Origin of the sequence: Catenulispora sp. MAP12-49 (genome assembly GCF_041262705.1) — a bacterium.
Lineage (GTDB): Bacteria > Actinomycetota > Actinomycetes > Streptomycetales > Catenulisporaceae > Catenulispora.
Genome location: NZ_JBGCCP010000013.1, coordinates 123488 through 135766, shown reverse-complemented (window position 1 = coordinate 135766; position 12279 = coordinate 123488). Strand labels below are relative to the sequence as shown.

At 72.9% G+C, this 12279-nt stretch carries 8 protein-coding genes; 6 read left to right on the top strand and 2 right to left on the bottom strand.

The genetic code is table 11. From position 1 onward, the window contains the following. The first annotated feature begins 155 nt into the window (after window positions 1–155). The 5 genes from ABIA35_RS23635 to ABIA35_RS23615 all read left to right on the top strand — a co-directional run bounded on the left by ABIA35_RS23635 (window position 156) and on the right by ABIA35_RS23615 (window position 9061). Complete coding sequence (locus tag ABIA35_RS23635) at window positions 156–359, top strand: hypothetical protein (RefSeq protein WP_370347640.1); 204 nt, start codon at window positions 156–158, stop codon at window positions 357–359. Window positions 360–575: 216 nt separating this feature from the next. Continuing rightward, window positions 576–4007, top strand: a complete 3432-nt coding sequence (locus tag ABIA35_RS23630) for an ABC transporter permease (protein WP_370359339.1) — start codon at window positions 576–578, stop codon at window positions 4005–4007. Beyond that, the gene (locus tag ABIA35_RS23625; protein WP_370359338.1) at window positions 4004–6883 is read left to right on the top strand and encodes an FtsX-like permease family protein; all 2880 of its coding nucleotides are present in this window, start codon (window positions 4004–4006) and stop codon (window positions 6881–6883) included. Before ABIA35_RS23630 ends, ABIA35_RS23625 begins: the two co-directional genes overlap by 4 nt. Window positions 6884–6897: 14 nt before the next feature. Further along, on the top strand, window positions 6898–7845 hold the full coding sequence (locus ABIA35_RS23620; protein WP_370359337.1) for an ABC transporter ATP-binding protein: 948 nt from the start codon (window positions 6898–6900) through the stop codon (window positions 7843–7845). Window positions 7846–7969: 124 nt separating this feature from the next. After that, a complete protein-coding gene (locus ABIA35_RS23615) occupies window positions 7970–9061 on the top strand; it encodes a BTAD domain-containing putative transcriptional regulator (protein ID WP_370359336.1) in 1092 nt (363 codons plus the stop codon). Here ABIA35_RS23615 and ABIA35_RS23610 read toward each other — a convergent pair. Then, on the bottom strand, window positions 9049–9594 hold the full coding sequence (locus tag ABIA35_RS23610; protein WP_370359335.1) for a MauE/DoxX family redox-associated membrane protein: 546 nt from the start codon (window positions 9592–9594) through the stop codon (window positions 9049–9051). The two genes, ABIA35_RS23615 and ABIA35_RS23610, sit on opposite strands and share 13 nt — an antisense overlap. A gap of 122 nt (window positions 9595–9716) precedes the next feature. Between ABIA35_RS23610 and ABIA35_RS23605 the strand changes: the two genes are divergently transcribed. Further along, window positions 9717–10733, top strand: coding sequence for an SMP-30/gluconolactonase/LRE family protein (locus ABIA35_RS23605; protein WP_370359334.1), 1017 nt, complete (start codon window positions 9717–9719; stop codon window positions 10731–10733). Window positions 10734–11876: 1143 nt separating this feature from the next. Here the strand turns inward: ABIA35_RS23605 and ABIA35_RS23600 are convergent. Beyond that, window positions 11877–12275, bottom strand: a complete 399-nt coding sequence (locus tag ABIA35_RS23600) for a MerR family transcriptional regulator (protein WP_370359333.1) — start codon at window positions 12273–12275, stop codon at window positions 11877–11879. Window positions 12276–12279 lie beyond the last annotated feature (4 nt).

Here is a 12279-nt window from a genome sequence, read left to right as displayed (position 1 = left end):
GTTCGCGGCCCGCACGGTCCGCAGGGCCAGCAAGGCTAGGCCCGGCCGCTACACGATCTGTACATCCGGCGTCAGGAGCATGTACGGGGCTTGTATCAGCACGGTATGGCGCCTCGTTAGGTTGCGGATCCCCAGCGATCGAAAGGAGATCACCGATGAAGCGACTGACTCAGGCCGCCGACCGGATGCTCGACCGGTTCGCCCCGAAGGCGACGGCGATGGCGGCCACGTGCCCGCTGCCCTCGGACTGCTACTACACCGGCACCAAGTACGCCGGCCCGTGCAACGGCGGCTACATCTACGAGGTCCAGTGTGGGCCGCGCGAGGGCTACACCTACTGGTACCAGTGCGTCTGTTAATCAGCGTCCGGTAACCAGCGGCATCCCGGGCCGGGTGGTCGCCTCCGTGCGGCCGCCCGGCCTCAGGCGGAAAATTTCGAGATCCTGTCAGGATATTGCAGCGACCCGTCGCGACTCGGTACCCTCACGGCAGTACGGGCACGGGCACGGGCACAGGTACGGGCACAGGTCGGGGTAAGGGCACACAGAGCACGGCGCCTTGGAAGGACCCGCGGGGTGAGAAGGCACGTTCAGCGCGCGCTCAGGCGCGCCGCCCACCGGGTGCGCACCGGGCTCCCGGCCACACTGGTGACGGCGGCGGCCGCGCTGGTCTTCGCCACGCTCGGCGCGTTCGTCGCCGCGCTGGCCCATTCCGAGCCGCCGGTCGAGGTGCGCGGCGCGCCGACGGCCGACCGCGTGATGCGCTATCTGGGCACGTATGCCGGTGCCGGCGCGGGGGAGCAGGACGCGGCGGTCGCCGCGGCGGCGCACCGGTTCTTGGGCGACGTGCCGGGGACGGTCTACCGGATCGACGCCTCGCCGGCGCTGACGCTGGCCGGGGGCGGCGCGGAGCCGTTCGGCCAGGCGGCGGTCGCGGTCTCGGGTGCTGATATCGCCGCCCATGCGACGCTGACCGCCGGGCAATGGCCGACGGGAGCTACAACCAATGCGAATTCTCCTTACGCGGCCATAGAAGTCGCCCTTCCCGACTCGCTCTCCGGCGCCGAGAACATCCACCTCGGCACCGTCCTCACCCTCGGCCCCGGCAGCCAGGCCGCGGACTCCGCCGCCGACCACTCCGTCACCGTCGTCGGCATCTATCACGCCGACGGCTCCGCCTTGTGGCAGGCCCTCCCGCCCGGCGCGCTCCCACAGATCGCGGCCAGCCCGGCGCAGCCGCTGGTCGTCGCCCCGGCCGCGCTGGCCGGCGCCGGCGGACTCGGCCAGGCCGGCAGCGCGACCTGGATCGTCGATCCCCGCCTCGACGGTGTGTCGGCCGCCCGGCTCTCAGCGCTCGTCGACCGGGCCGACGCCGCGATCGTCCACCAGGACGCCCGGGCCGTGCCCGGCGCCGCGCCGATCAGCCCGGCGATCATCGTGTCCTCGGCGCTGCCCGAGCAGCGTGCGGTCGCCCGGCGCGCGACGGTCGCGGGCGAGGCCGAGCTCGCCGTCCCGGCCGGCGTCCTGATCCTGCTCGCCGGGACCGCCATGGTCCGCGCGGCGCGCACCGTGGCCTCGCGGCGGCGCGCGGACCTCGTCCTGGCCCGCAGCCGCGGTGCCGGGCCGGCGAAGCTGCTGGCGGCCGCCGGGCTGGAGGGGCCGGCTGTCGGGGCGCCGCTCATCGTGGTCGTGCCGTTCGCCGCACCGGCGCTGGCTCGCTTGCTCGCCGTCGCGACCCAGGTCAAAGCACTGACCTTCCCCGCGACCGCGCTGCTGACCATCGGGATCGCGACCGCGGCGGCCGTCGCCCACGGACTTCTCGCCGTCGCGGCCGCGTGGCCCGACGCGGTGGAGCGCGCGCCCGGAGCCGCCATCCGGCGCCGCAGCGCGCGGGTCGCACGCTTCCAGCGTGCCGGGACCGACCTCGTCCTGGCGGGCCTCGCGGCGTGGGGCTTGATCCAGCTCCACCACTACCGCTCCGCCCTGGCCGACCGGATCAGCGCCCAGAGTGCGGCCCAGAGCGCGGCCGGCGGCGGCGCGGTCTCCCTGGACCCGGTCCTGATCCTGGTCCCGGTGCTGGTCACCGGTGCTCTGGCGGTCCTAGCCCTGCGGCTGTTCCCGTTGCTGGCCCGGCCCCTGGACCGGCAGGCCGGACGGCGGCGCGGACTGACCGGCGCGTTGGGAGCCTGGCAGGTGAGCCGCCGGACCACCCGGCTGACCGGCGCGCTCCTGCTCATGGTCATGGCGATCTCCGTCGGCGCGCTGGCCTTGACCGCCACCGCCATGCGCACCCGCAACGCCGGCGACCAGGCGGCCTTCGCGGTCGGTGCGGACGTGCGGATCGACAGCTCGGCGCTGTCGCCGCCGGCTCGGCGCGCCGCCTATACATCAGTGCCCGGAGTCAGTACCGCGACGCCGATCTGGTCCACCGCGGCCACTTCAGCCGACGGTACTCATACGGCGACGACCCTCATCGGCGTGGACCCGCACACCGCCGGCACCGTCCTGGCCTTCGGTCCCGGAACGGCCGGCCCGGCGGCCCGCACCGCGCTCGCGCACCTCGGCGGGGCCCAGCTCGGCGGCCTGTCGTTGCCGGGACGGCCGACCCGGCTCACCGTGGCGGCGACGACCACCGTCTCCGACGGTGCGCTGCCGACCGGCTCAGTACTCGAACTCACGATCGTGGACGCCTCGGGGCTGACCATGACCCGCTCGGCGCCGCTGACCACGAGCGATGCGGTGTTCGACCTGAGCGGGGCCGGGGCGCTGTCGTATCCGTTGCGAGTCACTGGAATCAGTGCACAGATACCCTTCTCCTCCATCACCCACCTGGTCCACATCGACTTCCGCGCCATCACCGGTACTGACGCCGACGGTGCCCCCACCGGTCCGGCCACGGCGCCGGACGACAGCAGCTGGCTGGTCACGAGCACACAGCGCGGCCTGTCCGGCGACGGAGCCGACCCCGCCGCGTGTCCGGACCCTGTCCCGCAACCCGGGCCCGGTCAGGGGGGCGGCGGCAGGCTGTGCCGGAGCAAGACGTCCGCCGGCGCGCTCGTCACGTTCGCGTTCCTGACACCGGCGTACAACGCCCCCGACGGGACGGCTTCGCAGCCGCGCGACCCGTTCGGTGTGAACGCCACCCTTCCGGTGCCGCTCGCCGACGGTCTGGCGCCCGCGCTGCCCGCCGTCGTCGACCAGGATCTGCTCGACCAGACCGGGACGCACGTCGGCGACACGCTCACCTTCACCGCCGACGACGCGCCGGCGGACAGCCCGGTGCCCGACCCCTCCGGAACCTCCGACGGCACGCCGCAGCTCAGCCTGCGCATCACCGGGGTGGTCGCCGCCATCCCCGGTCAACCCGCCGGTCCCGCCGCGATGCTCGACCTGGCCACGCTCGCCGACCAGCTTCCCACCCTCGGCCTGGACCCGCCGACCGATGCGACCTGGCTGCTCAAGACCGCGCCGGGCAGCGACGCAGAGGTCGAACAAGCCTTCGCCGCGCGTCCGGCTCTCGGTGCGCCGGTGCTGAGCGGCGCGGCACGTGCCGCTGGGCGTGACGACGTCTTCCGCGCGGGCTCCTCCGGGCTGTTCACCGCGTGCATCGTCCTGGCGCCGCTGTTCGCGCTGCTGGGCTTCGCGATGGACACCGTCATCTCGATCCGCGAGCGCTCCCGGGGCTTCGCCGCGCTGCGGGCCTTCGGGGCGCGTCCGCGCCAGCTGGCCTCGGCGCTGCTGATCGAGCAGGGGGTGGTGGCCGTGGTGGCGCTGCTGGCGGGCACCGTCATCGGCGCCGGGGTCGCGGCGATCACCGAACCGCTGCTCGCCACGTCCTCCGACGGCTCGGCGGCGCAACCTGCCATGGCGGTCCTGATCCCCTGGCTGCGCGCCGCGGGCCTGGGACTGGCCACCGTCGCGGCGGTGGTGGCGGTGCTGTCGGCCATCGCCCGCGCCGCCGCCGCACTCGACCTGGCCTGCGTGCTCCGGGCGGGGGAGGACATATGAGAGTCCGCGCGGCACGCCGCGAACTGCGCGCCGACAGTGCACTGCTCGGCTGCCTGGCCGCCGTCATCACGCTCAGCACCCTGATGGTCAGCGCCGGTCCCGCCCTCGTCGCACGCCTGGATGACAAAGCCCTGCGACAGAACGTCACGACCGCAGCCGAGCGGGGACGCGGCGTCACGGTGACGCTGAGCACGGTCGGCCTGGACCCGAGCGCGGGCTTCGCCGCCTTCGTCGGCCGACTCCTCGCCCCGCTGCCGACCTGGGCCCGCCCGATGCTCGGCACCCCGGCCATCGACCTGGCCACGCCCTTCACCGACGCCACGGCGCCCGGCATCACGACGACCGGCGGAGTCCCACCCGAGATGCGGGTGGAGTATGCGAACCCGGTGCCGGGCGGCCTGCGCTATGTGGAGGGCGGCGCGCCGCCGGACGGGCCGCTGGCGGCCGGTGTTCCGGCGCCGATCGCCGCCTCGGCCGCGACCCGGGACGCGCTGCATCTCACGCTGGGGCAGGTGATCACGCTCGGGCAGAGTGACTCCGCGGTCGGCGCCGACAGCGGCGCTGCTTCGGGAACTTCGACCGGTGCCACGACCGGCGCCTCGACCGCCGGCACCCCGCTGCCCCCCAAGCCCGCCACCGCCCGCGCCCGCATCGTCGGCTTCTTCGAGCCCCTCGACACCACCTCCGCGGCCACCACCACCTTCTGGTACACCCACCCCTGGCTCCGCGCTCCCGTCTCCGGCCAGGGCCCCGCCGTCAACGGATTCAGCCCCCTGATCCAGCGCGCCACCGTCCTGACCAGCGTTCCGGGGCTGGCCTCCGTGCTGCCGGCGCTCGTCGCCGCGGGGCCGGTGACCAGCACCATCGCCTTTCCGCTCGACCCCGTCGCGCTCACCGCCGACCGGGCCGCCGCCTTTTCGGCGCAGCTCGGGCGGATGACCGATCCCGCGTTCGAGGATCCGTGCGCGCCGGCGCCTCGGGGGTTGCCGCGGCAGTGCGGGCCGTTCACCGTCACGCGCAGCGGCCTGGTCGTCGCCGCCGACATCAAGCCCACGCTGGACCGCTTCGTCGCGGCGCGCGCCGAGGTGTGGGTCGTGGACTCGTTCTCGCTGGCGAGTCTGGCGACCGTCGCGCTCATCACGCTGTTCAGCGCCGCGCGGTTGGCGGTCGGGCGGCGCGAGCGCGATCTCGCGCTGCATCGGGCGCGCGGGGCGACCGTCAGGGACCTGATGACGGTGCGCGCCGTGCACGGTGCCGTGGTGACCGTTCCGGCGGCGCTCGTGGGCTGGCTCGCCGCACGCCTGGTGCTCCTCATCGGCCGCCATCCCGTGCAGAGCAAAGGCCCCGGCGCCGCCTGGCTGCTCGCCGCCATCGTCATCGCAGGCCTCGTACTTCTGCCCGCGCTCACGTGGGCCCGCAGCCGTCCACGCCCGGCTTTCGTCGACCGCGCCGTGGCCCGGCGCCGGCGCCTGGCGTTTGAAGGCGGCCTCGGGATCCTCGCCGTCGCGGCGGTCCTCTCCCTGCACAGCCGCGGCATCGACGGCCTGCGCACGGCCGGCGTGGACCCGCAGATCAGCCTGGTCCCGGCGCTGCTCGGCGCGGTCGGCGCCGTCCTGCTGCTCCGCGTCCATCCGGTCCTGCTCGGGGCCTGCCTGCGCTGGGCACGCCGCCGACGCTCGGCCGTGCCGGTCCTGGCTTTCGCGCAAGCGCGCCGAAGTGTCGGGCTCGGCGCCGCCGGGCTGCTCGTCCTGGTGCTCACCCTCGCCGGGCTGGTCTTCGGCGGCCTGGTGACCAGGACGGTCACCGGCGCGCACAGCGACGTCGCGGAGTCGGTCAGCGGCGACGCCGTCATCTCCGGACGCGGCCTGGCCCCGGCGGTGCGTACCGACGTCGCCGCGGTGGCCGGAGTCCAGCACGTCATCGCCGAACAGTCCCTGTGGCTCACGCCCGACGCCCCGGCCGGCCAAGCCGCCTCGGCACCGATCAGAACCGTCGCCGTGGATGTCAAAGCTCTGACTGCCGCCGATCCGAGCTCCCCGCTTGCGCGTCTGCTTGCTGGTTCCGGCCAGCCCGCCTACGCCTCGGCCGCAGTTCCGCACCACGCCGCAGGTCCGCCCCACCCCGCTGACAGCGCTGCCGCCACCGGCCTGAGCGTCAACACCCCGACCGGCTCCACCACGCTCGACCTTTCCGCCGTCGGCACCCTCAGCGCCACCGACCTCCGTGTCATCGCCACCGACCTCGACGGCCTGACGCCCTCCGACCCGTTCCTGGTCGTACCGCTCACCGTGGCCGCCAAGCTGACTCCCGGCGCCGACCCCGACACCCTGGTCATCGACGGTCCCGGCGTCGCCGAATCCGAGCTGCGCGCAGCGCTTCCGGCGAACATCGACTACCAGATCCAGACCCGCGCCGACCTGGCCGGCAGCCTGGACGCCAGCACCCTGACAGACTCCCTCGACCTGGTCGCCAACGCCTGCGCCGCCCTCGCGTCGGGCTTTGCCCTGCTGGCCGTCGTCCTGGAACTGCTGGCCGGCGCCCGGGCCCGCGGCGACGCCGTGTCCTTCCTGCGCACGATGGGCCTGCGCAGCCGGGCCGCGACCGGGATGCTGATCGTTCAGCTGCTGCCGCCGGCCTGCCTGGCCGCGCTGGCCGGGGTCTGTCTCGGGGTCCTGATTCCCCCGGTGCTCGGCTCGGCGCTGAGGCTGCAGGCGGTGACCGGCGGCGCGGCCGAGCCCGTGCTGCGGGTCGATTTCGCCACCGCCGCCGCCCTCGGCGCCGGGATGGTCGCGCTGGTCCTGCTGGCCGCGCTGATCGACAGCCGGCTGGCGCGCCGCCGCAAGCTCGGCTCCGTGCTGCGTTTCGACGCCCGATGACCCGAAAGGCGATCATGACCGCTTCGAACGACCTCCAAGGCCTTCAAGACCTCCAAGCCCTCGAAGCGCAGGCCGCCGGCCCCCGGCAGCGTTTCGGCCAGGACGCGCACATCGTCTGCGACAGCCTGGTCCGCATCTACCAGACCGAGGGCGTCGAGGTGCAGGCGCTTCAGGGCCTTGATCTGCTCGTCGATCGGGGCGATCTGGTGGCGGTCGTCGGTGCCTCCGGCAGCGGCAAGTCCACGCTGCTCAACATCCTGTCCGGCCTGGACACCCCGACCGCCGGCGGTGCTCGCGTGGCCGGCTGCGATCTGTTGACGATGAAGGCCAAAGACCGCCTGCGCTACCGGCGCCAGGTCGTCGGCTTCGTCTGGCAGCAGACCGGCCGGAACCTGTTCCCCCACCTGGACGCCCTGGACAACGTCATGCTCCCGATGAGCTACGCCCGCACGCGCGGCGCCGTAGCCGAGCGCCGCGCCGGCGAACTGCTGGACCTGCTCGGCGTCGGCCACGCCCGCGACCGGCGCCCCTCCGGGCTCTCCGGCGGCGAGCAGCAACGGGTCGCGATCGCCGTGGCCCTGGCCAACACCCCCGACGTGCTGTTCGCCGACGAGCCGACCGGCGAGCTCGACAGCGCGACCGGGCACCAGGTCTTCGAGGCGCTGCGGACCGCGAACCGGGAACTGGGCGTGACCGTGGTCGTGGTCACCCATGATGCGAACGTGGCCGGCCAGGTGCGGCGCACCGTGGCGATCCGGGACGGCCGGACCAGTTCGGAGACCGTGCGCCAGGTCGCGGTGGACGAGGACGGCGCCGAGCGGAACGTCGCCGAGGAGTACGTGATGCTCGACCGCGCCGGACGCATGCAGCTGCCGCGGGAGTACGTCGAGCGACTCGGCATGCGCGACCGGGTGCGGGTGGCGCTGGACGAGGATCACGTCAGCGTGTGGCCGACCGAGTAGGGCAGTAGAGCGCTCGAATTATTGCAAGTAAGCGTCGATAGTTTTCGATTTCATGTCGGACTCTTGTGGTATCAGAGTCCTGTCGTTACGCTGGGCGCACCTGCTTCGCATCGCACGGGGAGCGATGCGCACGACCCAACGGGGGGATGACGTGCGCTTCCAGATCCTCGGCCCGCTCAGCGTCGGCCGCAGCGACGGGCCGCTGCCTTTGGGCACCACCAAACAGCGCCGGTTACTGGCCGCGCTGCTCCTGGACGCCAACCGGGCGGTGCCCCTGGACCGGCTGATCGCCTCGGTCTGGGACGACGACCCGCCGGCCTCGGCCGTGGCCAACATCCGCACCTACGTCTCGCGCCTGCGCGGCCTGCTCGTCGACGAGCACGGGACCGAGCGGATAGCCCGCCGCGGCCCCGGCTACGCCCTGGACATCGCCGAGGAGGAGCTCGACCTGGCCGAGTTCCGCTGCCTGGCCCGCGAAGGCCGCACGGCCGCCGCGGCCGGCGACCACCGGCACGCCGCCGCCGTCCTGGGCGCCGCGCTCGCGCTGTGGCGCGGGGCGCCCGCCGAGGACGTGGCACCCTCGAACTTCCTGCACCGGCGCCTGGAACCGCTGGCCGAGGAACGGCTCGCGGTGGTCGAGGAATGGACCGAGGCCCGGCGCCACGCCGGCGGCGACTCGCGGCTGATCGGCGACCTCCGGTACTTCGTCGAGGACCATCCGCTGCGCGAACGGCTGTGGTACGAACTCGTGCTGGCGCTGTACCGGCGCGGCGACGCCCCCGGCGCGCTGGCCGCCTACGCGCAGGCTCGCAAGGCCCTGATCGACGAACTGGGGATCGAGCCGGGACGGCCGTTGGCGCGGTTGCAGCAGGCGGTGCTGGCTCGGGATCCGGCGTTGGAGGCGACCGGTTCCGGGGCCGAATCCGGATCCGAGGTCGGATCGGGCGTCGGCGGGGCTCCGGACTCGGGTGCGGGCACTGGTGCGGGCGGGGACGCCGGTACCGGCATTGTCACTGGAACTGGAACTGGAACTGGAACTGGAACTGGCAACGGCAGCGGATCGACGGGGCGCGCGCTGGTGATCGTGGTCGTCGGCGAGGCCGACCCGGAGGACATCGGCGAGGTGCTGTCGCGGCTCGGGGGCGGCGATCCGGGGGTGGACGTGCACCGGATCCTGGCGCCGCGCCGTGGGCCCCGGCTGCGTCACCCGGCGTAGAGGTCGACGATCTCGTCGAGCAGGACCAGTGCCACGGCGCCGAGGGCACCGGCCAGCGCGCACAGGGCCCATGCGGGTACTGAGACACCGCTGGCGTCTCCGTGCGCCCCGGCCGTCCCCGTCAGCCCGACCAGCGCGACCACGCCGAGCAGCACGTCGCGCACCACGTGCCGGATCCCGAACTCCCGCGGCGTGGTGCCGAAGCACATGCACGCGGCCGACGTCCCGCTCCGCAGCACCCTGATGATGACCGCGAGGAAGCCCGCGTCCAGGACCACGGCGAGCGCGAAGCCCCAGGCCGGCGTCGCCGGATCCGCCAGCAGCACGACCACCGCCGCCTCGGCGCCGAGCACGCCCGGCACCGCGAGCAGGTGCGACAGGCGAGTCAGACCCAGTAGACCCGGTAGACCGGGCAGGCCCGGCAGGTCGCGGATCGAAGCCGCGAAGCCCCGCACGTCGCGGGCCTTGCCCACCACCGCCGCCAGGAACACCAGGCCGACCAGGACTCGGGCCGCCGAGGTCACCAGGTCCACGCCACACCGCCGTTCCGTCGCCGATCATGCCTTGAGCTCACGGCACGGTATGCCGGGGGCGTACACGCCGGATACAGGCGGGATACTTCCTCAGTATCAGGGTTCGGGCATAGTTGCCTGCCATGAAGAAGAACCGCATCATCGCCCTGCTCGCCGCCGTCGCGGCCGTGACCACCGTGTCCGCCAGCGGCGAGGCGCTCGCCACCTCGGGGTCCGCACTGGCGTCCGACCCGTCGCAGACCACCGCGACGCTGGTCGCCAAGGTGGCCGACCCCCAGCCCGGCCCCTTCGGCACGAGCCTGGAGGGCGCGGCCTTCGACGGCAAGGGCACGTTCTACTTCGTCGACACCACCGCCGCCACCGGCCAGCCCATGCTGATGACGATGGATCTGGCCACGGACCAGGTCAGCACGCTGTACAAGAACGCGCCGGGCCAGAACACGATGCTGAACTGCATCGGCTTCGCCCCCGACGGCGTCATGTACCTGTGCGACCTGCGGGGCCGGATCGCCACGTTCAACCCGGCCACGCAGCAGCTGAAGACCGTCCTGGACCGGGTCGGCGGCCAGCCCGTCGTCCCGGACGACCTGACGATCGCCCCGAACGGCGACATGTACATCGCCGACTACAAGGGCACCCCCGCCGCGCCGGCCGGCCGCGTCCTGCTGCGCCCGGCGACCGGCAAGCCGAGCGTGGCCGCCGGCGGGCTGGCGCATCCCAACGGGATCGTGCTCACCGGGAAGCTGGACGGGGTGTGGGTCGACGAGGACCTGGCCGGGCGGCTCGACCACATCGGTCCCGGATTCTCCTCGCCGGCCTCGACGACCCTGGAGAACGTCGTGCACACCGTGGCATACCTCGGGCTCGGCGCCTCCGACTTCACCGACTCGCTGACCATCGACGGCGCCGGGAACATCTACATGGCGGTGTACGGCGGCAGCGAGGTGCTGGAGTTCGATCCGAACGGCGTGCAGATCGGCCGCGTGGTGGTCCCCGGTGACGCGCCGAACGTCACTCATGTCGCGATCCAGCCCGGGACACAGAACGCTTATGTCACCGCCTCGGGGAAGGGCGGCGGGTACATCTACCGCTTCACGGCCCTCGCGGCCGCGCCGGCCAACACGCCCAACGGTGGGTGAGGGTTCTTGTCCGGCAGCTCGCGGCCGACCTCGGGCCGGCCGGTGGCACGACCGCGCGTGCTTGTCGTGAGCTGGAGCAGGCGGGGCTGCTCAAGGGGCGGGGCAACCGTCAGTGCGTTCATTCAGGCGCTCCTGACCGGTGCGGCTGGGGTGGGTGGCTTGCAGGCGTTTCTTGACGGCTTCGCGCATGGTTGGCGGGATCCGTTGGTGGCGCGGGTCGGGGGTGGTGCTGGTTTCGCCGGGGCGGTGGTGGTGTGGGTAGATGGTTGGCTCTACTGCGAAAACCAAGGGCAACTGCGACAGTCAAGGGCAAGGTCAAGGGCTACAGGCGCCTCCGGCGGCGCCTGCGCGGCGAGCGGCCTCGCTCCGGGGAGTGGAGGTCGCGCTGCTGGCTGCCGGACCTGCTTGTGGTCGCCTTCGTCCCGGATTCCCCGTCGCTTCGTCGCCTTACGGAAGCAGACCGGTCCGGTGGTATCAAGTCGGATCGCAGAGCTGTTGGTCCAGTATCAGTGACTTGACACCACCGGCCCGGCCTGCTTGGCTTCGCCCGCCGAAGCGACGGGGAATCCGGGACAACCCCGGTCTGTGGTGTGGACTCGGTCCACTCGGTGAGGCACAGCGGCGGCCGGGTGGTGTGTGCGTGTGGTGCGGGAACCGTTCCCACAGGCGGGGGTTGTCCCGGATTCCCCGTCGCTTCGGCGGTGCTTGCACAGCCATCCCGGCCTGGGCGGTGTCAAGCCGCTGATACTAGGCCACAGCAGCGTGTGATCCGGCTTGACACCGCCCAGGCCGGGATGGTTCCCTCCGGGCGACGAAGCGGCGGGGAATCCGGGACAGAGGCGACCACAAGCAGCGTCCGCCGGCAGCCAGCGCGACCCCCACTCCCCGGAGCGAGGCCGCTCGCCGCGCAGGCGCCGCCGGAGGCGCTCTTCAAGCTCTTGACCTTGACCTTGCCTGTCGCATTTGCCCTTGACTGTCGCAGTAGACCCGACCACCTACCCACACCACCACCGCCCCGGCGAAACCAGCGCCACCCCCGACCCGCGCCACCAACGGATCCCGCCAACCATGCGCGAAGCCGTCAAGAAACGCCTATGACTGTCAACCCACGAACAAACCGCAACCAGCCATACCCACCCACACCTAAGTCAGGAGCGCCTCATTCAAGGTCTGCTTGAACTCCGGGCACGCGACCAACGGCTCGTGATCGCACTCCACGGCGTGCCGCAGCCCGGCTCGCATCCGGGTGAGGCGCGCGATCAGGACGTCCAGCTCGTCGGCCTTCGAGGCCATCCGATCGCGCAGGTCCTGATCTCTCGGCCCGGCGGCCAGGAACCGCGCGATCTCGGCGATGCCGAAGCCGGCCTCGCGGGCGCAGCCGATGAGGGCCAGGCGGTCGAGCACGTCCGCGTTGTAGGTGCGTCGCAGCCCATTGCGTCCGGTGGAGGCGATCAGGCCGCGCTGTTCGTAGAACCGGAGCGCCGAGGGCGCCAGTCCGGTGTGCGCCACGACTTCCCCGATGTCCAACGCCGTCTCGGTCATGGGT

Excerpts from the sequence above, each read along its gene's own strand:
- ABIA35_RS23625 (WP_370359338.1), top strand. The coding sequence starts at position 4,004 with ATGAGAGTCCGCGCGGCACGCCGCGAACTGCGCGCCGACAGTGCACTG.
- ABIA35_RS23620 (WP_370359337.1), top strand. The coding sequence starts at position 6,898 with ATGACCGCTTCGAACGACCTCCAAGGCCTTCAAGACCTCCAAGCCCTC.
- ABIA35_RS23605 (WP_370359334.1), top strand. The coding sequence starts at position 9,717 with ATGAAGAAGAACCGCATCATCGCCCTGCTCGCCGCCGTCGCGGCCGTG.
- ABIA35_RS23615 (WP_370359336.1), top strand. The coding sequence starts at position 7,970 with ATGCGCACGACCCAACGGGGGGATGACGTGCGCTTCCAGATCCTCGGC.
- ABIA35_RS23635 (WP_370347640.1), top strand. The coding sequence starts at position 156 with ATGAAGCGACTGACTCAGGCCGCCGACCGGATGCTCGACCGGTTCGCC.
- ABIA35_RS23600 (WP_370359333.1), bottom strand. The coding sequence starts at position 12,275 with ATGACCGAGACGGCGTTGGACATCGGGGAAGTCGTGGCGCACACCGGA.